General features: G+C 53.6%; 24 protein-coding genes. 16 read left to right on the top strand and 8 right to left on the bottom strand.

The genetic code is table 11. The features are described from left to right. Window positions 1-11: 11 nt before the first annotated feature. Both ABJL60_RS21420 and ABJL60_RS21415 read right to left on the bottom strand, forming a co-directional pair. Window positions 12-1,211 (bottom strand): acyl-CoA dehydrogenase family protein, encoded by a 1,200-nt coding sequence (locus ABJL60_RS21420; RefSeq protein ID WP_348376386.1) that lies wholly within the window; start codon window positions 1,209-1,211, stop codon window positions 12-14. A gap of 198 nt (window positions 1,212-1,409) precedes the next feature. After that, window positions 1,410-2,426: an AraC family transcriptional regulator ligand-binding domain-containing protein gene (locus ABJL60_RS21415; RefSeq protein WP_348376398.1), complete on the bottom strand. Its 1,017-nt coding sequence runs from the start codon at window positions 2,424-2,426 to the stop codon at window positions 1,410-1,412. Between the two features lie 243 nt (window positions 2,427-2,669). On the opposite strand from ABJL60_RS21415, the gene ABJL60_RS21410 reads away from it, so the two are divergent. Next, window positions 2,670-4,037 carry an FAD-dependent oxidoreductase gene (locus tag ABJL60_RS21410; protein ID WP_348376385.1) on the top strand — a complete coding sequence of 456 codons (1,368 nt, stop codon included), beginning with the start codon at window positions 2,670-2,672 and terminating at the stop codon, window positions 4,035-4,037. Window positions 4,038-4,123: 86 nt separating this feature from the next. After that, window positions 4,124-4,567 carry a potassium channel family protein gene (locus tag ABJL60_RS21405; protein ID WP_108830504.1) on the top strand — a complete coding sequence of 148 codons (444 nt, stop codon included), beginning with the start codon at window positions 4,124-4,126 and terminating at the stop codon, window positions 4,565-4,567. 37 nt (window positions 4,568-4,604) lie between these two features. Here ABJL60_RS21405 and ABJL60_RS21400 read toward each other — a convergent pair whose 3' ends face one another. Together ABJL60_RS21400 and ABJL60_RS21395 are read right to left on the bottom strand one after the other, a co-directional pair. Beyond that, the gene (locus tag ABJL60_RS21400; RefSeq protein ID WP_348376384.1) at window positions 4,605-5,243 is read right to left on the bottom strand and encodes a phosphoribosyltransferase family protein; all 639 of its coding nucleotides are present in this window, start codon (window positions 5,241-5,243) and stop codon (window positions 4,605-4,607) included. Next, the gene (locus ABJL60_RS21395) at window positions 5,240-5,986 is read right to left on the bottom strand and encodes an adenine phosphoribosyltransferase (RefSeq protein ID WP_348376383.1); all 747 of its coding nucleotides are present in this window, start codon (window positions 5,984-5,986) and stop codon (window positions 5,240-5,242) included. The genes ABJL60_RS21400 and ABJL60_RS21395 overlap by 4 nt, the downstream gene beginning before the upstream one ends. Before the next feature lie 80 nt (window positions 5,987-6,066). Here ABJL60_RS21395 and ABJL60_RS21390 point away from each other — a divergent pair, with 80 nt between their 5' ends. From ABJL60_RS21390 to ABJL60_RS21355, 8 genes are all read left to right on the top strand, one after another. Further along, window positions 6,067-6,936 carry a LysR substrate-binding domain-containing protein gene (locus tag ABJL60_RS21390; RefSeq protein WP_348376382.1) on the top strand — a complete coding sequence of 290 codons (870 nt, stop codon included), beginning with the start codon at window positions 6,067-6,069 and terminating at the stop codon, window positions 6,934-6,936. 146 nt (window positions 6,937-7,082) lie between these two features. After that, window positions 7,083-8,222: an extracellular solute-binding protein gene (locus tag ABJL60_RS21385; protein ID WP_348289868.1), complete on the top strand. Its 1,140-nt coding sequence runs from the start codon at window positions 7,083-7,085 to the stop codon at window positions 8,220-8,222. 75 nt (window positions 8,223-8,297) lie between these two features. Beyond that, window positions 8,298-9,161, top strand: a complete 864-nt coding sequence (locus ABJL60_RS21380) for an ABC transporter permease (protein WP_348289865.1) — start codon at window positions 8,298-8,300, stop codon at window positions 9,159-9,161. Then, complete coding sequence (locus ABJL60_RS21375; protein ID WP_348289862.1) at window positions 9,158-9,958, top strand: ABC transporter permease; 801 nt, start codon at window positions 9,158-9,160, stop codon at window positions 9,956-9,958. The genes ABJL60_RS21380 and ABJL60_RS21375 overlap by 4 nt, the downstream gene beginning before the upstream one ends. Further along, a complete protein-coding gene (locus ABJL60_RS21370; protein ID WP_348376381.1) occupies window positions 9,955-11,040 on the top strand; it encodes an ABC transporter ATP-binding protein in 1,086 nt (361 codons plus the stop codon). The genes ABJL60_RS21375 and ABJL60_RS21370 overlap by 4 nt, the downstream gene beginning before the upstream one ends. Then, entirely contained in the window at window positions 11,037-11,933 is an 897-nt protein-coding gene (locus ABJL60_RS21365; RefSeq protein WP_348376380.1) for a polysaccharide deacetylase, read from the top strand. Before ABJL60_RS21370 ends, ABJL60_RS21365 begins: the two co-directional genes overlap by 4 nt. Further along, a complete protein-coding gene (locus ABJL60_RS21360) occupies window positions 11,930-12,373 on the top strand; it encodes a nucleoside deaminase (protein ID WP_108830530.1) in 444 nt (147 codons plus the stop codon). The genes ABJL60_RS21365 and ABJL60_RS21360 overlap by 4 nt, the downstream gene beginning before the upstream one ends. 264 nt (window positions 12,374-12,637) lie before the next feature. After that, complete coding sequence (locus tag ABJL60_RS21355; RefSeq protein ID WP_348376379.1) at window positions 12,638-13,000, top strand: hypothetical protein; 363 nt, start codon at window positions 12,638-12,640, stop codon at window positions 12,998-13,000. Here the strand turns inward: ABJL60_RS21355 and ABJL60_RS21350 are convergent. The 3 genes from ABJL60_RS21350 to ABJL60_RS21340 form a co-directional block, all read right to left on the bottom strand. Further along, window positions 12,901-13,764 carry a hypothetical protein gene (locus tag ABJL60_RS21350; RefSeq protein WP_348376378.1) on the bottom strand — a complete coding sequence of 288 codons (864 nt, stop codon included), beginning with the start codon at window positions 13,762-13,764 and terminating at the stop codon, window positions 12,901-12,903. The two genes, ABJL60_RS21355 and ABJL60_RS21350, sit on opposite strands and share 100 nt — an antisense overlap. After that, the gene (locus ABJL60_RS21345; protein WP_348376377.1) at window positions 13,748-14,611 is read right to left on the bottom strand and encodes a type IV secretory system conjugative DNA transfer family protein; all 864 of its coding nucleotides are present in this window, start codon (window positions 14,609-14,611) and stop codon (window positions 13,748-13,750) included. Before ABJL60_RS21345 ends, ABJL60_RS21350 begins: the two co-directional genes overlap by 17 nt. A gap of 102 nt (window positions 14,612-14,713) precedes the next feature. Beyond that, the gene (locus ABJL60_RS21340; RefSeq protein ID WP_348376376.1) at window positions 14,714-15,223 is read right to left on the bottom strand and encodes a type IV secretory system conjugative DNA transfer family protein; all 510 of its coding nucleotides are present in this window, start codon (window positions 15,221-15,223) and stop codon (window positions 14,714-14,716) included. Between the two features lie 88 nt (window positions 15,224-15,311). On the opposite strand from ABJL60_RS21340, the gene ABJL60_RS21335 reads away from it, so the two are divergent. From ABJL60_RS21335 to ABJL60_RS21310, 6 genes are all read left to right on the top strand, one after another. Next, window positions 15,312-15,578 carry a hypothetical protein gene (locus ABJL60_RS21335; protein WP_348289847.1) on the top strand — a complete coding sequence of 89 codons (267 nt, stop codon included), beginning with the start codon at window positions 15,312-15,314 and terminating at the stop codon, window positions 15,576-15,578. 9 nt (window positions 15,579-15,587) lie between these two features. Further along, on the top strand, window positions 15,588-15,887 hold the full coding sequence (locus ABJL60_RS21330; RefSeq protein ID WP_348289844.1) for a type II toxin-antitoxin system RelE/ParE family toxin: 300 nt from the start codon (window positions 15,588-15,590) through the stop codon (window positions 15,885-15,887). 427 nt (window positions 15,888-16,314) lie between these two features. Then, window positions 16,315-16,590, top strand: a complete 276-nt coding sequence (locus ABJL60_RS21325) for a hypothetical protein (RefSeq protein WP_348376375.1) — start codon at window positions 16,315-16,317, stop codon at window positions 16,588-16,590. Next, complete coding sequence (locus tag ABJL60_RS21320; protein ID WP_348376374.1) at window positions 16,580-17,797, top strand: relaxase/mobilization nuclease domain-containing protein; 1,218 nt, start codon at window positions 16,580-16,582, stop codon at window positions 17,795-17,797. Before ABJL60_RS21325 ends, ABJL60_RS21320 begins: the two co-directional genes overlap by 11 nt. Before the next feature lie 279 nt (window positions 17,798-18,076). Then, window positions 18,077-18,877: a hypothetical protein gene (locus ABJL60_RS21315; RefSeq protein WP_348376373.1), complete on the top strand. Its 801-nt coding sequence runs from the start codon at window positions 18,077-18,079 to the stop codon at window positions 18,875-18,877. A gap of 163 nt (window positions 18,878-19,040) precedes the next feature. Then, complete coding sequence (locus ABJL60_RS21310; RefSeq protein ID WP_348376372.1) at window positions 19,041-19,340, top strand: hypothetical protein; 300 nt, start codon at window positions 19,041-19,043, stop codon at window positions 19,338-19,340. Between the two features lie 30 nt (window positions 19,341-19,370). Here ABJL60_RS21310 and ABJL60_RS21305 read toward each other — a convergent pair whose 3' ends face one another. Then, on the bottom strand, window positions 19,371-20,381 hold the full coding sequence (locus ABJL60_RS21305) for a replication initiation protein (protein ID WP_348289830.1): 1,011 nt from the start codon (window positions 20,379-20,381) through the stop codon (window positions 19,371-19,373). Window positions 20,382-20,675 lie beyond the last annotated feature (294 nt).

Genomic DNA, 20,675 nt, shown 5'->3' with positions numbered 1-20,675 from the left:
AAGGCTTGGGTTTATTCAGCGGCAACAGCGGGGGCCGCTTTTTCCTGAAACCCCTGCGGCACCGGCAAATCAGCCAACGTAGCTGCGCGCTTTTGCAAGGCGCGTCCGATGACAACACGGCTGATTTCTGTGGTGCCATCCACAATCCGCAACATCTGGGCCAAGCGGGACAGGCGGTCCAACCCGTAAGGTTGCAACAACCCCATACCCCCCAGAACTTGGGTGCAGGTGTTGGCCGCTTTCACGGCTGCGTCAGGCACAAACCGTTTTGCATGTGCAGCCATCAGCGGGCCTTCCGGCGTGCCAAGCGCTTCTGCTGCTTTGCGGTACAACAGTTTTGACGCTTCAAGGTCGGTTGCGACTTCACCCAACATCCACTGGATGCCGTCCAGATCAAGGTTTTTACCGCCAAACATCTTACGGTTTTTTGAATAGGCCAGCGCCGTATCAAGCGCAGCCTGCATCAATCCACAACAGCCAGACGCGATAGAAACACGCGCGATGTCGATGGCCATAAGGGATCCCTGAAAGCCCTGCCCAACCGGCAGAATGATATTGTCTGCGCTGACCACAACATTGTCCAAATACATCTCTGACATTGGCAGAAAATTGTAGGATGGCGTGTCGTATCGCGGCCCAAAGCTGACTCCCTTGGCATCTGCAGGGATCGCAATCATCGCCATATCTTTGTATCCGGCAGCGTCGCTTGTTTTAACCACGGTGAAGTAAAGATCTGCTTCGCCCGCAAGGCTTACCCATGCTTTCGATCCGCTGATCGTCCATGTGCCATCATCATTGATCTTGGCGCGGGTGTACATTTGCATTGGATCGGACCCTGACTGCGGTTCTGTCAGGGCAAAGTTTGCCAATTTGCGTCCCGATGTCAGATCCCGCGCCCATTTTTCCTTAAACGCGTCCGTGCCGTATCCGCAGCCTGCAAACGTGCAAATGTTGTGCATCGAAATGGCAAAAGCATACGCACCATCGCCAAGGCCAAGCTGTTCATAAACCTGAATGCCTTCTGACAGGGGCAAACCTTGTCCACCCCATTCCTCGGGGGCGTATAGCCCGGTCAGACCAGCCGCACCCGCAGCATCAGACGCATCGCGAGGCCATTGACCGGCTGTGTTCCAAGCGTCAACATTTGGGGCGATCAGATTTGTGGCGTGATCGTGGGCGGCGGATAGGATGGTTTGCAGGTCTTGCGGCATGGGGGCCTCCTGGTTGATGGCATGAACTGTCCGTTCCCGCCACAAAGGGCGAGAGGGCATTGACGGCTTCCGAAAATGGAAAGAAGTTTTCTGTTGTTTTTTAAGAATAGCCGCCTGGTCACCTGTGCCTCAATCTCATGAGGTGACATTGAATTGTCCGAAAGTGACAAATATGCGCGAATGCCGCCCTAGGTGCGCTCAGGTCGTTTTACGGCGGTATGAGCTTGGGGTGTTTCCCGTCCAGCGACGAAACGCACGATGGAAATTCGCGGAAGAAGAAAACCCGACATCAAGGGCAATGGCCTCAACGCTTTTGTCCCCCTTGCGCAGATCATCAATGGCAATGTCGCGGCGCAGGGCGTCCTTGATGCCTTGAAACGATGTGCCATCCGCATCCAGTTTGCGGATCAATGTGCGCGGGGTCATGTGCATCGCTTGCGCCGCATGTGTCAGGTTCGCATCCTGCCACCCGACACGGCCCAAATAGCTGCGCACCCTCAAAGATTGCGTGTGGCTGCGCGATTGTGTGAAAATCCAGTCGCGCGGCGCGTTTTCCAAGAAAATGTCCAGATCGGCAGTGCTGCGCACCTGCACATTCCCCAAAACGCCCGGATCAAACGAGATCGACGTTTGGGCGCGGTCGAACTGCACGGGCGCGGGGAAGATGATGGCATAATCCGGCGCAAAGTCGGGACGCTTGAAGGCGAAACCGACCTCTTTCACAGGAACTTCCTGACGTGCCAGCCACGACAACAACCCATGGGCCAGCTTCAGGATCAGCATATGCCCAAACCGCTGCGACGGTGCATCGTTTTGTCGGTGCAGCGCCAACGTCAAAACATCGTCCATTTCGCTCAGCTTGAACTGGTGATCATCCAACAGCAGGTTCCAAAAGGTCGAAAACCGGTACAATGCTGAGGCCAGTGTTGTCGCCTCGCGCACCGAAGTCAGCAGATGTTGCAAGGCGCGCGGCCGGATCGGGCGGCTCCACAGCCCCATCATTTCGTCGCCTGTCTCGACCGCGGCAAGGCGGTACAGTCCGACAATCTGATCCAGCGTCACACGTCCCTGTTCATCACCGGTGCCAGACGCCAGATCGGCACGGTCCAGTAAAGACACATATTGGGCGGTCGTGCACAGCATGCGCAGCGCTTGCAGCCAGTCCTCGATGAACGGCCGGGATACGGTAGAATATAGCGTGGGCTCAACCGTCATTTCCGCTCCGGGGCTTGCGGGTTGTAGTTCCATATAATATCTCGCGCATTGCTTTCACACCGATTGGCCATGCACTTTAGACTGTAGCGGGCCTTTAGACGCAATTGTCGTGGGGCGTTATTTACAAACCTGTGCCTTGGCTTGTCCACGTAAAGTCGAAACGACTCAGGTTACAAGAATCGACTAGACAAGCGGTGGCTGTGGAACGTAGCCCTGAGATTGCGTTGAATTTGGAAGACAATCATGCCCACCCACACCATCCGCGAACCCGCACGTCACACACCCGTGATCCATGAAACCGATGTGCTTGTGGTTGGCTCTGGCCCAGGCGGACTTGCTGCGGCATTGGCCGCTGCACGTGCCGGTGTCGATGTCACATTGCTGGAACGCTTCGGCTGCTTCGGGGGCAACATAACGGTCGTCGGTGTCGAAGGCTTTGCGTGGTACCGTCACGACAAAACCGTTGAGGCGGGGGGAATTGGCTGGGAATTCGAAGAGCGCGCCAAGGCCATGGGCGCGGCAGTACCGGAAAGCCAGTCCTTAAGCTATGAGTTGGACAGCGAAGGCTTCAAGCTGGTGGCGGATACGCTGGTGGAAGAGGCGGGCATTCACCCGATGCTGCACCGCCAGTTCGTAGCACCAATCATGGACGGGGACATGATCACAGGGGTCATTGTCGAATCCAAATCGGGCCGCGAGGCGATCTTGGCCAAACGCGTGATTGACGCCACAGGGGACGCGGACATCGCGCAGCGCGCAGGGGCTGCAACGGTCAAAACGCCCGTGGAAGACATGCAAGCCGCCAGCGTCATGTTCCACCTTGCTGGCGTGAACAAAGCCAAGTTCATGGCAGGCGTCAAAGCCGATCCACAAACCTACCGCGACTGGTCCACAGGCGAATGGCAGGTCGAGACCGACGGCAAGGAAGATACGATGTTCTCTCCGTTTCTGGGCAAGCCCTTTGAACAGGCCATTCGTGACGGCGTTATCCCTGCCCATCTGAACACGATTGGCGGCACATGGGGTGCGGTGCATGACAGCGGCGAAATGACGTATATGAACCTGATCCACCTTGCAGGTTGCGACGGCACAGATCCCGACAGCATGACCCGGTTTGAGATCGAAGGCCGCAAGCAAGCCATGCATGCGATCGAAGGCCTGCGTCACTATACGCCGGGCTGCCAAGACGTGCGTTTGCGCAACTTTGGCATGTCCATCGGCATCCGCGACACCCGAAAAATCGACGCCGTTTACAATATGACCGAAGCAGACGTGCGCGGCGAAGCCCGTTTCGACGACAGCATCGGAATTTACCCCGAATTTATCGACGGCTACGGCATCCTGATCCTACCCACCACAGGGCGTTATATGCACATCCCCTACCGTTCAATGCTGCCCAAGGGTGTGCAAAACCTGATCGTTGCGGGCCGCGCAACGGGGGGTGATCGGGTTGCACACGCCGCCACCCGCAACATGGCGTGTTGTGCCGTCGCAGGCCAAGGTGCAGGCGTGGCCGCCGCGTGGTCTGTGAAAACCGGTGTAGGCTTCCACAACATCGACGTCCCAACCGTTCAGAAAATGATTGTGGCACAGGGTGTGCGCATTCACTGACGTATTGTGCAAGGGTTTGCCCCTGCCCTTCGTCTGTGTATCAATCCGCGTGTTACAACCGGCATCCGAACAACAGGGATTTATCTATGGGGATTATACAGCAGATCTCGCTTGGGACGATCCTGCTGGCGCTTAGCGCATTGGTGCATACAGCAGCGATCGCCGCCAGTATTCCCTATTTTGGCCACCTGTCACAGCGCCTTTCAAAGGATCATTGGCCAAGGTTAAGACCCGCGATGTTTCTGACCTTTGGCATTTGCATCCTGGTGGCAGCCCACACCATCCAGATATGGACCTGGGCCCTTGTGTTTCTGATGATCGGTTCTTTGCCGGATTTTCCAACAAGCTTCTATTTTGCGACCGTCACCTACACCACCTTGGGATATGGCGACATTGTACTGGGCGCAGACGCGCGTATCGTTGCGACCTTTTGCGCGATCACGGGCCTTCTTACCTTCGGAATAAGCACTGCCTATCTTATCGGTATTCTGGGTAGGGTACTTCCAAAAAGCTTCGAGGATGCGCCATAGCGGCACCACCCCGAGGGATCGCCCCCCCCTGTAAAAGCTAGCGTTTTGTTTGGGGGAACGCAGCCTCTGGCGTGTAGGTTGTGAAGCTGGACAAGGTCTGGCTGTTGCATTCGGTTTGCCACCGCGAACCCTGCATCACAGCAGACACACACGGATAGGAGGCGCGATATCCATCGGTGCGCTCATTTTCTTCGATGGCAACAGCAACCATACCCGCTACAACGCCACCTTGACGTTCAACCAAGCGGATCGCACCATCCATTGTGCCGCCTGTCTCGACCCATTGATCGACCAACAACACACGGGTGCCGGGGCCATAGGCGGGCATGCGCATTTCCATATCTTGGGTGCGGCCCGAATAGTTGCCAAAGGACACTGTATCAGTGTCTACACATAGTTTTCCTGCCTTGCGGATCGGCAAAAACCCAACACCAAGGCGTGCCGCCAAAGCAGCGCCCAACACAAAACCCATCGCGTCCAAACCGGCCACAACATCACATTCAACGTCACCCGCCTTGAGGTCCGCCAAAAGATCATCCAGCAAGTCATTGAAAGCCTGCGCATTGATGTAGATCGACGTGGGATCAAGCCACGCAAATTTGTCGCCCTTGGTGTTGGGCGCCATGATATTGAGATACCAACGATCGTCGCGGGGGCCTTTGTCTTGCAGTGTCATTGTGCGGATCCTTTGGACAGAGTGCGTGTGATTGCCATCAATTCCGCCAATCGCCACGGATCAATGTCGTAAAAATTACCGGCCTCATTGATGCCTGTGGCGACCATAAAGCAGTCGACGTCGGCATAAGCCTGCGCGTTGTCAGGCGATATGCCGGACGCCAGGGCCATGGGGCGATTGCCTATCGCTGCACGAAAGGTTTCGATTTTGCCAAGCTCTGCTTCTTGGCCCGTGGCCACGCCGGACGTGGTGATGACATCCATAAAGGCGCAAGCTTCGCGGGCCGCATCGCCGTATCGGTCAGGGGCCACTTCGCGTTGCTTTTTGAAAGCAGTGCCTCCGAAATACAGCCCGTCCCAACCGCTGCTTGTGCGCGCCGCGTCAATGTCTTTGGCTTCGGTGTTGATGCCATCTTCATCGATACAAGCGTCATCTGCCCAATAGGCATCGACCTGACATCCTTCGGATTGCAACTGCCCCAAGACCGGGAAAGCATCCTTGCCCGTTACGCCCAGAAAATTCACAGCCATCCAAAGCGATGGAAAGGCTGCGCGGGTGTCGCGAATGATGGGCAAAAATGCCTCTGGCGCAAAGTCATGGTTGATCAGAAAGCACCCTTGGGCGCCTGCTTCCAACAAGGTTTCGACGTTTCGTTTGGTGCGGGCACTGTCGAGAACATGGATGACCGGCAACACAACGGGACCGGGCGTTTTGAACAGCTTATGGAATTGATTTCGGTTCATGCCACCAAATTAGAATAGATTTTGAGATAACAAAAATTTATACTCCTAATGAAAGAATATGTTTTCGAAATGGGTGTACCATGGGCCAAGTGAACCTTCCCACAGAGCTTTTGCGCACGTTTGTCACCGTGATCGAAGTCGAAAGCTACACCCACGCCGCGACGCTTTTGGGGCGCACGCAACCTGCCATCAGTTTGCAAATGAAACGTCTTGAAGACCTTGTTGGCCAACCTTTGGTCATGCGCAAAGGCCGCGGTGTGCGCCTGACGGAACGTGGCGACGCATTGATTGGCCATGCCCGTCAAATTCTGCGCCTCAATGATTTGGCCATCAGCCAGTTTGGTCATGATGCCGATACAAAACGGCTGCGCATCGGCCTGCCTGTCGATTTCGGTGTGCGCATGCTGCAATCTTGCATGACCCGCGTTGTGCGGCAGAACCCCGACATGACGATAGAAATCCGGTGTGACCTGTCACACAATTTGATTGAGGGGATACGAAAAGACGATTTGGATATCGCCGTGGGCCTGCACCCCGGCGGGGACCAGCAATTTTTGCATCGCAACTGGGTGGAACAACCGGTTTGGGTTGCGGCGAAGGGCGTGGAATTTACGGATCACGAAGAACTTCCTCTGGTCGCCCACCCCTTTGGATGCGTGTACCGCGACCGTATGACCGAAGCCCTGAAAGAGGCCAAACGACGATGGCGCATAGCCTTTGCCAGTCCGGGGATTGGCAGTCTGCAACAGGCTGTTGTTGACGGATTGGGTGTGTCTTGCCTGACTGGGCCGACAATGCTGGATGGTTTGCAAACGCTATCGCCCGACACCGGATTGCCCGACTTGGAGCCGCTGCATATCGGCGTATTTTACAGGCAGACACGGTTGGATCAAAGCGGTCATCTTGTCGTAAACGAGATCGAAATGACCTTAAAAGAGGCACTCGCATAAGAAATTCTTATAAATGCATAGGAACGATAAACTTCCAATAGAGCACCCCTTGCAATAGCATCTTAGTTAATCCGTACTGAAAGCACTGAATGTGCAAAACGAAAAGAAGCGTCTTCTGGATAAGGCGCCACACCAGGGAGACGACCATGACACTCGCAAAACCATCATCATTTCTAAGCGCCCCAACCCGCCGCCAACTGCTGAAAGCAGGCGGGGCTGCAGTACTGACAACTCCGTTTGTCAGCCGCGCTTGGGCCGCCACCACAGAAATCAACATGCTGGCATGGTACGGCCACGGCGAACCCGACATGGTCGCGGAATATGAGGCCGCCAACAACGTCAAGTTTGTCCCGAAATACTACGCGGGCGGCGACAACATGTTGGCCCTGATCGCGCAATCACCCCCGGGCACCTACGACCTGATCTTGTCAGACGGCGAATTCGTGCAGCAGCTGAACCTTGCCGGCTACATCGACGAAATGAACCCGGCGGACTACCCGCTGGACGATATGTTGCACGAGGATTTTGAACAGTTCCCCGGCCACTGGGCGGATGGAAAAATGTATTCCATGATGCTGCGCGGCGGCCATTTAGGGGTGTCCTACAACAAAAACTCTGTGACAGCAGAAGAGGCCACAAGCTACGAATGTTTCTGGAAACCAGAGCTGGAAGGCAAGGTCGGCCACTTTGACTGGCATCTGCCAACATTGGGCATGATGAGTCTGTACAACGGCAACGGCGCCAGCCTTTGGGATCTGGACGACGCCAAATGGGACGCCGTGCAAGAGACCACGATGGGCCTGCGCAAACAGGTTGGCGGGTTTTTTGATTACGGCGGCACGTTCAACGGGCTGAAGAACGGCGAAATGCAAGCCATGGTTGGCATCGGCGACTGGATCACAGGCGTTTTGGAAAAAGACGGCGCACCTGTTGCATCGGTTATCCCAAAAGAGGGCGGCATCCAGTTCACCGAAAGCTATTCCATCGGCAAAGGCAGCGAAAAAGCAGATCAGGTCAAAGACTTCATCCAATACATGATGTCACCTGCCGGTCAGGTCAAATCCGCCCAAATGGCGGCCTACCCCGGCTTCTGCGTGACCAAAGCGGGCCGCGCCGCCTTGATCGAAGCCGATTTGGCCGAAGCCACTCGGTCCCACCAGATTGACGGTGACCCGCAAGACCCCATCACGCTGATTAAGGAAGGGCGCATCCACTACCGCGACATCCCGCAACAGCAGGGTCTTGAGGATTGGAACGACTTCTGGTCCGAATATAAAAACGCCTGATCTGGGTTCCGAAAAAATTTGAAAGCAGGCAACCATAACGTTGCCTCTTTTTGACCCACAGACTGAGTGTCTTTTATGCCTGCCAAACCGCCCCGCCTTTTTAGCTTGTATGCCACAACGTGGCGTCTGCCGATCATCATCTGGCAGTTCATCTTCTTTGTGGGCCCCGTTCTGTTCATGGTGGCGATGTCGTTTTTCCTGGTGAGAAACTACCGCATGACGGAGGCATTCGAATTTGTGAACTGGTCAAAAATGCTGTCGCGCGGATACTTCTGGGACAGCTATTGGTACACCATTTTCATTGCCGCAGCAGCGACGGTTTGCGCGATGTGCATCGCTTTTCCTGCCGCGTTTGCATTGGCGTTTCGCGCCAGTGACGCCACACGGCGTTGGGCGATCTTTCTGCTGATTATTCCATTCTTCACAAGCTATCTGGTGCGCACTTTTTCATGGTTTGTGATTTTGTCAGAAAGCGGCGTGGTGAACGGGATGCTGGGGTATATCGGCCTTGGGCCGTACACGATGCTGAACACCAACTTTGGCACGCTTGTGGGGTATATGACGCTGACCTTGCCGCTGGTTGTGATCTTGCAAACTGTGACAATGGCAAACATCGACAAAAACCTGATCGAGGCGGCGCGCAATCTGGGCTGCAAACCCTTGGCGACGATCTGGCAAGTGATCCTTCCGCTGTCGAAAACGGGGCTGATCATTGCCGCGATCTTTTGCTTTATACTGTCGTTTGGGGATTTCGTGGCCCCATTCTATCTGGGCGGATCACAGGAACCGACATTGCCGATCCTGATCCTTGATACGACCAAATCAGGGCAGCAATGGCCGCGGGCTGCCGTGGTGGCCATCATGATGATGGGGACGCTGTTTGCCATCGCTTTCACTGGCATCGCGTTGGCCTATCGCAAGCGAAAGGGCGCGAAATGAACTCAAGCCGTCCTGTCAATGTGATGCTTGGCCTATACGTGGCATTGGTCTTTGCATTTGTGTTTGCGCCGATCATTTTCAGCATGATCTTTTCGTTCAACTCGCAACGCTTCCCAACGATCCCTTTGGGCGACTTTTCGACCGAATGGTACGAAAAGATCTTTGCAGACCCGGATGTGTGGGAAGCGGCTCTAAACAGCTTGATTGTGTCTACTTCTACGGCCTTGATTGCCACGTTTCTTGGATTTTGCACGGCCTATTCAGACTTTCGCTACAACTTTCGTTTCAAAGGCCCCTATCTTGCGTTGATCCTGTTGCCCCCCACCATTCCCCTAATCATCATGGCGTTGGCCATGCTGGCGTGGTTTTCCAAGATCGGCATGTCAGGACAGCTTTATTCCATCGTCATCGCACACAGCGTTCTGACGGCCCCATTTGCGATGGCTGTGATCCGGCTGCGGCTGAACCAGATGGACCCGGACCTGGAAGCCGCAGCTTGGAACCTTGGTGGATCTGAATGGCAGACCATGCGCCATGTCATCATCCCGTTTTGCAAACCCGCGATTGCATCCGCCTTGTTTCTGACAGCCGCCGTTTCATTTGATGAATTTGCGGTGTCGTGGTTTGTCTCGGGCCTGAACAAAACCCTGCCTGTGGTTGTTCTTGAGATCGTGCAAGGCAACATCGATCCACAGGTCAACGCCATCGGTACATTTGTGTTCCTTATTTCCATGACCCTCGTCGTGCTGGCACAAGTATTCTTTGCCGGCCGCCAACTGAAAAGCATCCGTCCATGACAGAACCTCTTGTCGTCTTTGATAAAGTCCAAAAAAGCTTTGACAGCTTTGTCGCCGTTAAAGAACTGGACTTTGAAATCCGCGAAGGCGAATTTTTGGCCATTATGGGGCCTTCGGGCTGTGGAAAAACCACAACGCTGCGCATGTTGGCGGGTTTGGACGCCCCCAGCAAAGGCGAAATCCGCCTGAACGGCCAGCTGATGAACGATGTGCCCCCGCATGAACGCGACACACCGCTGGTTTGGCAATCGCTGGCTTTGTTTCCCTTTCTCAGCGCACAGGAAAACGTGGAGTTTGGCCTGAAGATGCGCGGCGTTGGCAAAGAGGAACGCAAAACGCGCGCACTGAAATGGCTGGAAAAGATGGGCATTCTGGAATTTGCAGACCGCGACATTTCCACCCTGTCGGGCGGGCAAAAACAACGCGTGGCGCTTGCGCGGTCGCTGGTGATGGAACCGCAAATTCTGCTTCTGGACGAACCGCTGTCAGCGCTTGATGCGCATCTGGTCATCCGTATGCAAGCCGTCTTGACCGATCTGCAACGCGAACTTGGCATCACCTTTGTCTACGTCACCCATTCGCAGTCCGAGGCCTTCGCCATGGCCGATCGCGTCATCATCATGGGCAAAGGCGAAATTGCCCAAATTGGCACCCCAAAAGACATCTACCGCGCGCCTGCAAACCAGTTCGTGGCGGAGTTCGTGGGCCGCAATAACATCCTGACCGGCACCGTCGCATCAGTGAACAACAACACCGCCCGCATCGCCACCGCATCGGGTGACTTTACCGTGCCGACAAATGACGTGGCATTGGTTCAAGACCACCCTGCCAGCTTCGTGATTTCCGCCGACCTGGTCCACATCTCGATGGAAGAACCAGAAGGTGAGAACACGGCGTTCTGCAAACTGATCTCGGAAGAATTCGTAGGCTCCATGGTCACACTGTTCCTTGAAGACGCCGAAGGTCAGGAATTCAAAGTGCAGATGCAAGAACGCGAACTGTCCAAGTTCGACTTGCACAGCGGTGACGAAATTTGGCTGTCGTGGGACACCGTCAGCGCCCACGTCTTGAACGAAACATGATCCGCAATCCCATCCCTTGGCCAAACGGGGCCAAATGCGCCGTTGCAATCACGTTTGATATGGACGCCGACAGCCTGATCCACATCGCAAAACCCGAAGACAGCCACGACCGGCTCTATCCCATTTCCATGGGACGATACGGGCCAATGGTCGCCCTGCCCCGCATCCTTGAAACCTATCGCCGGTTTGAGCTGAAGCAGTCGTTTTTCATCCCCGGTTGGTGTCTCGAAACCTACCCCGATGTCGCCGAAGCCATCCTGAAAGACGGCCATGAAATCGGACACCACGGCTATCTGCACGAAGACCCCATCAAGACACGCGGGCAGCAGCGCACATGGTTTGAACGCACATTGGACGTGCATCAACGAATTTGCGGTCAACACCCCACCGGCTACCGTGCACCCGTCTACAACATCACCCAAGAGGTCGTCGATCTGATGATCGAACACGGGATGCGCTATGACAGTTCAATGATGGGCGATGACATTCCCTACCAGCTACAAACCAAACAGGGCGCGCTTTATGAGATGCCTGTCCATTGGGGCACCGATGATTGGCCGCCCTTCGCACATTACGACGAAATCGGGTATATGATGCCCGTGGCGGGGCCATCGCACGGCCTTGCAGGGTTTTGGGAAGAATTCGAGGCGCAGTACGATGCGGGCGGATTCTTTATGCTGATCATTCACCCGTTCCTCACGGGCCGTCTGGCGCGATGGAAACAGGTAGAAGCCTGGATCGCCAAAACGCGCGAGACGAAAAATGTTTGGTTTGCGACTTTGGACGAAATCGCAGATCATATGGAAAACTTGCAAAAACAGGGTCTGTGGCACCCGTCCGTGGACCGCTTGCCCTATTACGATGGCCCCATTCTGAAGGATATGCCCAAATGAACGCTGACGACACCCGCCTGCTGCGCATCGCTTATGAAGAAGCAAAAGCCGGTTTTGATGAAGGCGGCTGCCCCATCGGTTCGGTGCTGGCGCGCGGGGGCGAAGTTGTTTCACAAGGCCGCAACCAGCGTGTGCAAAAAGGCGACCCCATCGCACACGGCGAAATGGATGCGCTGCGCAAGGCGGGGCGGCAAAAGACCTACCGGGATACCACACTTTATACGTCGCTAAGCCCCTGCATGATGTGTTCAGGCACCATCATTCAATTTGGCATCCCGCGCGTGGTGATCGGGGAAAACAACACGTTTGGCGGCAACGAAGATTTCCTGCGCTCCAAAGGCGTTGAAGTCATCATCGCAGACGACCCGGACTGCACTGCTTTGATGCAGCGGTTCATTGAAGAAAAGCCCGAGCTGTGGGCCGAAGACATCGCCGAATAAACGCCTGCATCTGCCATCCGTCTAAGCTTTTGTCTTTGTTCAATGGTCCCACCCTGTCGACACCGCCCAACCGGACCGGTTGCCGTGATACGGAACAACAAGTCGACAAACAAATGGCCCAGTAGCGGTAAGCCGCGACCCGACTAACCGGATTTGTCACTTGACCAAGCCAGACACGCTTTGAATACTTTGGTATGAAAAGGTTTATTGTTGCTGTTATTTTCGCCTGCCACGCGATGTCTGCTTTTGCGCAAGACGGGGCAGATGCCTACGGACAAGCCGACAAAATGTTTCAGGTCGCACAGGCTGTACAAACCTCTCGGGGCGCAAGACCTTGCGATTGCCCGACGCGACCTGACCCAGGAACGCGAACACATTCGGGCTGATCCCGATCTGGACCCCACCGCGCGGCGCTTGCGTCTGAACGAACTGGACGTGGCCATTCGCGTCAATGGTCTTGATCTGGCAGAGGCCTTCCCCGGCTATAATGACATTATCGCCCCTGTGCCTTTGACCGTGGCACAGGTTCAAGCGCTCAAACTGGGGTCGCCGAAAAGCACCCAATCTATTTCAGCGGCTTCGCGTTGTTCTTCAGGGGTGAATTTCTTTTTGGGTTTGCTGTCTTGAGAGAACGCGGTCAGATCGAAGCTGAAATCTTCTTCTTTAGGCAGTGGTGCACCCACAAAGAGCGCTGCTGCCATCTTTTCGCGGTTTTCGCTTGCAGTGTTGCCTTTGCCGATCAGGGCAGAGTTAGGCTGGGCTTCGCCCGCATCCTCTTTGCTGTAGTCGTATTCACCGCCCATCACGGCATAGGCCAGATCGTAGAACCACCAATTGAACTTGTCGTGTAACAGTACAAAGAAGCCAACAACGTAAGGCGCGAACAGCGACGGAGTCCTTATCCAGTTGCTAGTTTCCCAACCACCGACGACACCGTGCCACGGCCAGAATGTGAAGTATAAAGTGGTAATCATGATCAGCGGAAGAGCCAGAAAGTGCAGCACATCTTGTATATTCATATGCAGCATCATGTGATCGCCAGAAGATAGGTTGTCGCGATTTTTGTAGTCACGAGCCATCTTCGCTAGCGGGCTATATTTCCAACGACTTGGCCTGAGATCATCAAAACCCCACGCCAGAAACCGTGCTGTTAGTCGCCAGAAGAAGGGTGAAACCAGCACAAACAAAACTACACAGAGTTTTGTGACAGCCCACAAGTTTGCAACATCATCCGCGCCCATTCTAAGGTTTGGAATATTCAGAACTTTGACGATGGCCAGTGGTAGGAAAAACATTATTCCGACACCGCCAATAAAGAGGCCGATCACTAACTTTTGCAGGGCATTAAGCCCACCATGCGTTAATTTTGGTGGCTTAGGTGTTCGCGCCATGCTGGCTCTCCCATTGTTCGATAGAGTCTGGAGCGTCAAACAACCCTGTCCCGTTTGAATTCATATAATCGACCCTAGAAACCATGAAGGGCTTCGTGCTGGCGGGGATGATGAATGCCCGCAGCGTTTCGCGTGACCCGTCTTCGTGAACCTCATTGGGGCGGCGCACTGGCCTTTCATGCAAGGCGGCGCTTTTATTCTTAGAGATCGACTCGACTTCAAACTGCATTGGCTTTCTTGACGTGCCGAGGCTTTCTGACACTTCCCATGTCAGCACGTTGCCCATGCGGTCAGAAATGTATTTCTCGCTTTCAAGATCATTCAGACCCCACGCTATGATGGCGCCCGCATTGCCGAGAAAGGTTTCCCAGTTTTTCTCATACAGCTTTTGCACCTGTCCGATGTTCTGGATCACAGGCACCAGTTTGATACCATAGCCTGCCATATAGGCGGCGGCATCTTCGATCAGTTGCATGTGGCCGAGGGAATAGAACTCATCAAGAATGAACAACGTCCGCTCGCCTTCAGGGGGCTTGAGCGTGTCCATCTTTGCATCAAGCGCAATGCGTACCATGGCGCGGAGCCACCGCTTCATGCGTTTGATCTGGGCAGGCGGTAGGCAGACATAGACAGACCAGTTTTCCCGCAGGGCTTTGACAAGGGAAAAGTCCCCAGCCTGCAAGTGGCGCTGCATTCGTGGATCAGACAGCCACCGCAATTGACGGTTCAAGGTTGTGGAAAAGGAACCGCCTTCATCGTCCCCCACGTCTTCCAAAATGGTGAGCCCATCGACGGCCAAGCCCGCAGGGGTATCAACGCCAGCTAGATATTCTTTGAGGGCTTCCATGCCGTTCTGATAACGCTCACGAACGGTTATCAGGTGCGCGTCTTTTGGCTTCTCGGTATGAATGACGGCTTCGATCAGACCCGCCAGTATTGTGCCTGCGCTTTAGGTGAAGTGGGAGCCAGTGCCTTTTTCATCTATGATGATGGATTCCGTCAGCGCGTAAATTTGCGCGGCTTCCTGATCTGTGACGCGTTCAATATCTGCCAGTGGATTATAGGTTACGCGATAACGTTTTGCCGCCCCTTGAACGGTTTCCATCGGATCGATGATTGCGACCTGTTGGCCGAGGAACTGGCGAACGGTTGTTCCCGTTCCTTTGGCACTATGAGCAGTGCCACGGCGCATAGCTGTGATTGAAGCGTTTTCACCTTTGGGATCGATGCAGAACACGCCGCCTTGCCAATGGAGCAGGTTAGGAACCAGCATCGAGGTTCCCTTGCCAGCACGAGAGCCAGCCATAACGAAGAGATGGCGATCATCAGAAATTCCAGCAGGTGCGTTTAACCCATGGTCTGGATGAATTTTTCCGAGCAGGAATGCACCATTTTGCCCCGTAAAACTGGCTGAGATTGTGGTTTTGTCGGCAAAGCCTTGTAGATCATCATCGGCCATGGCTTGGCCTTTACCCTCAGATTATCGTGATATCCGCATCCAGATTACAAATGTTGTTTTGTGCATTATGTTGTGCTACTATAGGAATATGCCCAGATTATCAATCGACATCACCCCCGAAGAGCATTCACGGCTCAAAGCTATTGCAGCCCTTAAAGGTCAGAGCATCAAGGATTTTGTTCTCAAACAAACCTTGGGCGAAGCCCCTGCTGTTGAGGATATGAGCGAGAACGACGCGTTAGCGGCGTTGTCGGATTTTTTGAAACCGCGTATCGCGCAAGCGCAGCGCGGTGAGTTTTCGACAAAATCCTTTGAGGATATCCGCAAGGACGCGCATCGCCGAGCGGGTCTATAACGCGCCCACATGAAGAATGTTGAACTTACCTTAGCGGCGGAAGAAGACCTAAGCGGAATCTGGCTTTACACCCATGACACATGGAGCTTCGATCAGGCTGAGAAATACTATGATCAGATCGTGTTGTGCTGCGAGGCTGTTGGCAGTGGCAGAGCGAGAGCCAAGCCCGTTGAGGGCTTAACCGATGACATTCATGCACATCGTTGCGAACAGCATTACATTTTCTTCATGCCGCGTGAACGCCCCATCATCTTGGCGATCCTGCATGGGCGCATGGATTTTGTGCGGCGATTGAGTGAGCGGTTTTGAATGTGAGAAATTCCCTACGAAAAATTTGAAGGCGCAACCCGCATGTAGCCCTCTTCGTTGCTTGTCCGTAACTCCAATTCTTAAACGGCAGACAGAAATCTCATGGTCGCAAAGGCAAGCTCTTAGCTGTTAGTGGTGCAGATACGGGGCATGTGAGAGCAATGGCACAAAGCCGGAGCGCAGGGTTGGGATGGAGATTAATTTGCTAAAGTTGGTCTATGTAGGGTATTATGTAAAGATAAGTAACAAGATGATTTAATGTATGACATTAAATCTTGCCTAGGGGTCTAACGCACCCCTTGGAACCAGCTTAAGAAAGGGCGATCATAGATCGGCATTGCGGCCATGACCCTAAAACGCACCAAACGCGGACGACCCGAAAAACCCGAAGGCGAGTTTCGTGACCGTCCTTTGGTTGTTCGACTAAATGCTGTCGAACGTGCTTTTTGTGGATGGTGAAGCGGCCAAGGCCAGCTTGCCCGTTTCCACATATGCCCGTGCCGTTCTCACACGCCGCAAGGTTGCCACCCGCCAAACGCCGCTTGAGGACAAAATGCTTTTTGAACTCAAGCGGTGCGGGGTCAATCTGCACCAAATCGTGCGGACTTTGAATTTTGGTAATTCCGTCCCGAACGACATTGCAGACGTGCTTGAGGAACTCAACGCGGCCATTGCCAAAGTCGGAGCCTCTTATGACGCCTAAAGCATCACAAGAAGGCCGTGCGACTGGCACCAGCTTCAAGGGAATGTTTGCCTATTTGCAGCACGACAAGCGCCTTGAAGGCCAAGACGTGAATTCCACGTCCGACCGTGTTGAGTGGCAGGAATTTCGAAATCTGGCGACCGAAAATCCCGATATGGCCTATCGGATTATGCGAGCCACTGCCAACCAGCAGGACGCGCTGAAGCGCGAGGCTGGTCAGAGCTTGGCTGGCAACAAATCCGATAAGGTGGTGTTTCATTATTCGCTTGCATGGCATCCCGACGAGAAGGACGACATGACCAAAACGGAAATGATGAAGGCGGCAGATGAGAGCATCAAAGCTCTAGGCGCTGACGGCCATCAAGCCGCTATCATCGCTCACAATGATACCAAGCACCCTCACCTGCATGTTGTTATCAACCGCGTGAATCCTGAACATGGGAAAATGCTCGATCTTTGGAAATACCAAGAGCGGCTTTCCAAATGGGCGCTAGGCTATGAGCAATCACGCGGCACGATTTATTGCGAACAGCGAGAGATGAACTGGAAGCGCCGCGATCTTGGTGAGACCTTTTCAGCAGACAAATGCGAGGTCTATCACAAGCATGACCAGGCGAAGGGGCTTGGTCATGCCAATGATAACGAAATTCGTAAGATCATGGCCGCGCAGAAAGCCAAGGACGCCGCCCTTGCCGAGAATGGCGCAGCCATGCACGAACGCCATTCGGAAGAGTGGAAAGACCTGTCCAAATGGTACGCAACGGGCAAGGCGAAGATCGCCGGCACAAGTGCGGGCGATACCCCTACCCCGTTTCAGAAAGCCCGTGCTCAGATCAAGGAGCAGTACCGCACGGCATGGCGTGAGCACTATGCCAAGCAGCGGACAGAAACGAAGTATTTTGAGAAGCGCGAACAGCGTCTTTTAGGCAAGCTGGAGAACGCCGTTTCTGCCGTCAAAATGAACAAGGAGTTGGCAGCGACCGACAAGGGCCACGCGCAATCATCCCTGTTTAATTTTCTGACCAGCTCGAAAGCTCGTGCTGATGCGCTTGAGCAGCTTCATGCAGCACAGACGCGCAAGCTAGGCGCTTCACAGAACGCCGATGTTGGTGCAGCAATAGCGAAGATAACGGAGTGGATTTTGACGGCTTTTGGCGCTCACTATGCACCCTTGTCGAAGCCAAAGATAACTACGCATTCTTTTTGAACGTGACCACATCAGATGGTTTGTTTTCCGCCCCATCTATTGACCGTGTAAGCTGGCGTTCTGGTATGGGGGATGCACAAAAAGCCCGCTTTCTTGCACAAGCAACAAGTCAAAAACGCGCGGCCACCCCAACACCGCCTGTCTTGCTGCAATGGCACTGTGCTCAAATCGCCCTGACGATTGCTCTGACACAAGAATTCCAAGGACTGGTTATTCCGGTGATTTACACCCCAAACCCAAGTCAAACGGACCCCCATAGTGGGTTCATAGGAGACTAGAATGTACGAAATCTCTGGCTTTACTAAAAGAACTACAACACCCGGATTCAACGAAGAAACGGCTCTTTTCGAGTTCGATAAGGTTCTTAAACTAATGACGGATTTGAACCGGTATCATAGCGGCTTCAATGACCTGTCGCATCTTTCAGACCAAGTCAAAGTGCGCGGGGAAGAGCTTGCAGAATATCTTCTTACAACTGATGAGCCTGATCCTGGTATTTTGGAAGAATGGGATCGCCTTGAGGCTGATACCAATAGGATTTCATTGCATGAAAACCCCAGGACGGTTTTCAATAGCATATGGAAGCAGAACAAAGACCTGAACGCCGAATTTGGGACGAAGCTTCTCAATATCACGGCAAAATCAAATGCTGAGCGAGGCGTCGAGTTAACACGAAGCATCGACTTCGACGGTAATAGCCCTCCATTGGTCAAATTATCCCTCCCGATGAGTGACTCAAGCGATTACTGGTACCAAAGCGCAAGCACCACACGCGAGCTGATGTTCGCAATGATGGAAATATGGGACTTCAAGTGGATTGTTGCCCGCCCCTCAATGTATCAGGGAATGAATAAACACCTCTTTTCTGATAGGGTCACGTTCGGATGGATGGGGTGGACATCAGATCAGTTCGGCTATTCTGGCGACGCCCTCTCCTTGGTTGAACCTACGCGTGACGGATCGTTTATGTTGTTGCAAGAACGTATGATGACTCTGAAGAAACCAGATGTTGAAGCATGTAATCGAGCTGAATCTGCGCTTTTGGACCAGGGTGTTTTAAGTCTAATTTCTGAAATTTAGACTACGGCGTATTTATGACCAAAGATGTCATCCGGTATATTTGTCTCTTATTCGCTTATCTTACGTAGGTGCTTTGATCCCTTATGTATCGATACGGTACATAAGGGCTCGAACAGATGCCTCAGAAAACCCTGATGTGATGATCAAAGTCAGGTATATAAGGGTGTATGCCATCGCATCTGAAATTCTTGTCACTTTTGATCAGGCCGGACATTTCCATCTTGCCAATATTGTGGGCGTCGCTTTGCATGATTGGGTGCAAGCACTGAGCAGACGCGCCGATCAATCGGGCGAAGCCATCAGCGTTCAGGCACAATATTGGCGCAACGCGGGGTCTTTGACAGTGCAGACCGGATTTGACGTGATGCTTTCGCCATTGGACGGATCAGAGGGCCCACCCGGTTTGTGCCAGGATATCATCGGAATTGAAGTCTGCACCGCAGTTTTGCAGCTGCCGCAGTAAATTTTGCCACTCTAAGACGCAAAGTAGAGCCTATATCGGATTGGCTTCAGCGAATTTCCTGAAAAATGCCAGAAAAGCGCGATCCGGGTCTTGTGGCGCATCTTTGCCTGTAGACCATGCCCGCCACTCGCCTTCCACATGATAAATATCATAACCTGCATACCGCAGTCTCGCGGTTTCATACGTCTCGGATCGCAGGCTTGGCCCCTTCTTGTCCAACCACGCCGGACGCGGCTTTATGTCTTCAACTTTACCTTTGGTGCGGGCTTTGCGCCCTACTTTGGAAAAGCTTAATTCGCGTTCGGCTTCTGCTGTGCTTTTGGCGTCTTTGGTCCACCACCGCAATTCCACATGGGTGACACGCCGTCCCGTTTTAACCGGTTCAACAGCAACAACATAATCGCTGAGCGCGTTCACTTCTTCCAAGGCAGGATCAATCGCACGCAATTTAAGGTTGGACCAGCTGGCCAGTTTACCTTTCGGAACACCCAGAACGCCGCGCAAATCCTCAAGGCTGAACTTTTCAGACGACCGCCAGCGCAATTTGCCACGCTTCTGGATCATCTCGTACAAGGTCAGGGCGTATTTCGAACTCAGCGCAAACATCACCTCGCGCTGAAGCCGCGCAAAAACGGTGCTGTCTTTGATGATATTGCGCAGCCGCGATGGAATTTCATATTCAAACAACCCGTCGCGCCGTGTTGTTTCGATGTTGCCGCCCAACAGCTGCACGCGTTCAATCGCGGGTTCCCCGTCGCGCACAACCCGCACCTTTACGATGGAGGCCATCAACCGTTCGATGGATTCACCAACCCGGTCGTTTGAATTGTGAGAGCCACGCAAGTCACTTTTGGAAATCATATGGGTCACCGGGCGATCAATCGCGTCCCACGCGTTTTCCAGCAGCTGGTTATAAATACGGCGGTCTGCCAAAGTCAGAGGCGTGACCTCAACAAGATCAACCAACTCGCCGGGTTTTACCAGCGTCTCTGCGTTTGGTCTGGCATCGACCGTGCGTATGGGGCGATCTTTGGGCGCCATCTCTTACCTGTGTTCGCTTACTTTTGTATGCTGTTAAGTGTAAGGTATCAGAAAGAGAGGTTTTGGTAAATCACCCAAAACGTAAGATTTAAAGGACGCCTGATTCGGAAGCCGAATCGCAATGCTTTGATAAGAATACACTTTTTTCGCTGTAAAATCCCCTGTACCGAACCACCCAATAGGTAAGAGTTAAAGTGCATCCCAAACGTAAGAACAGCGATCCCATTGCGTAAGGTCAAACATCCCCTTACGTATGCCAAGACAGCCCAATATGTAAGAGCTAATAGGTTTTTA

Source organism: Ascidiaceihabitans sp., assembly GCF_039986515.1.
Classification (GTDB): Bacteria; Pseudomonadota; Alphaproteobacteria; order Rhodobacterales; family Rhodobacteraceae; genus Ascidiaceihabitans.
This window is presented reverse-complemented; position numbering and strand designations above follow the sequence as displayed.

Coding starts and splice junctions, on each gene's coding strand:
- ABJL60_RS21420 (WP_348376386.1), bottom strand. CDS start 1,211: ATGCCGCAAGACCTGCAAACCATCCTATCCGCCGCCCACGATCACGCC.
- ABJL60_RS21415 (WP_348376398.1), bottom strand. CDS start 2,426: ATGACGGTTGAGCCCACGCTATATTCTACCGTATCCCGGCCGTTCATC.
- ABJL60_RS21410 (WP_348376385.1), top strand. CDS start 2,670: ATGCCCACCCACACCATCCGCGAACCCGCACGTCACACACCCGTGATC.
- ABJL60_RS21405 (WP_108830504.1), top strand. CDS start 4,124: ATGGGGATTATACAGCAGATCTCGCTTGGGACGATCCTGCTGGCGCTT.
- ABJL60_RS21400 (WP_348376384.1), bottom strand. CDS start 5,243: ATGACACTGCAAGACAAAGGCCCCCGCGACGATCGTTGGTATCTCAAT.
- ABJL60_RS21395 (WP_348376383.1), bottom strand. CDS start 5,986: ATGAACCGAAATCAATTCCATAAGCTGTTCAAAACGCCCGGTCCCGTT.
- ABJL60_RS21390 (WP_348376382.1), top strand. CDS start 6,067: ATGGGCCAAGTGAACCTTCCCACAGAGCTTTTGCGCACGTTTGTCACC.
- ABJL60_RS21385 (WP_348289868.1), top strand. CDS start 7,083: ATGACACTCGCAAAACCATCATCATTTCTAAGCGCCCCAACCCGCCGC.
- ABJL60_RS21380 (WP_348289865.1), top strand. CDS start 8,298: ATGCCTGCCAAACCGCCCCGCCTTTTTAGCTTGTATGCCACAACGTGG.
- ABJL60_RS21375 (WP_348289862.1), top strand. CDS start 9,158: ATGAACTCAAGCCGTCCTGTCAATGTGATGCTTGGCCTATACGTGGCA.
- ABJL60_RS21370 (WP_348376381.1), top strand. CDS start 9,955: ATGACAGAACCTCTTGTCGTCTTTGATAAAGTCCAAAAAAGCTTTGAC.
- ABJL60_RS21365 (WP_348376380.1), top strand. CDS start 11,037: ATGATCCGCAATCCCATCCCTTGGCCAAACGGGGCCAAATGCGCCGTT.
- ABJL60_RS21360 (WP_108830530.1), top strand. CDS start 11,930: ATGAACGCTGACGACACCCGCCTGCTGCGCATCGCTTATGAAGAAGCA.
- ABJL60_RS21355 (WP_348376379.1), top strand. CDS start 12,638: ATGCCTACGGACAAGCCGACAAAATGTTTCAGGTCGCACAGGCTGTAC.
- ABJL60_RS21350 (WP_348376378.1), bottom strand. CDS start 13,764: ATGGCGCGAACACCTAAGCCACCAAAATTAACGCATGGTGGGCTTAAT.
- ABJL60_RS21345 (WP_348376377.1), bottom strand. CDS start 14,611: ATGGAAGCCCTCAAAGAATATCTAGCTGGCGTTGATACCCCTGCGGGC.
- ABJL60_RS21340 (WP_348376376.1), bottom strand. CDS start 15,223: ATGGCCGATGATGATCTACAAGGCTTTGCCGACAAAACCACAATCTCA.
- ABJL60_RS21335 (WP_348289847.1), top strand. CDS start 15,312: ATGCCCAGATTATCAATCGACATCACCCCCGAAGAGCATTCACGGCTC.
- ABJL60_RS21330 (WP_348289844.1), top strand. CDS start 15,588: ATGAAGAATGTTGAACTTACCTTAGCGGCGGAAGAAGACCTAAGCGGA.
- ABJL60_RS21325 (WP_348376375.1), top strand. CDS start 16,315: ATGCTGTCGAACGTGCTTTTTGTGGATGGTGAAGCGGCCAAGGCCAGC.
- ABJL60_RS21320 (WP_348376374.1), top strand. CDS start 16,580: ATGACGCCTAAAGCATCACAAGAAGGCCGTGCGACTGGCACCAGCTTC.
- ABJL60_RS21315 (WP_348376373.1), top strand. CDS start 18,077: ATGTACGAAATCTCTGGCTTTACTAAAAGAACTACAACACCCGGATTC.
- ABJL60_RS21305 (WP_348289830.1), bottom strand. CDS start 20,381: ATGGCGCCCAAAGATCGCCCCATACGCACGGTCGATGCCAGACCAAAC.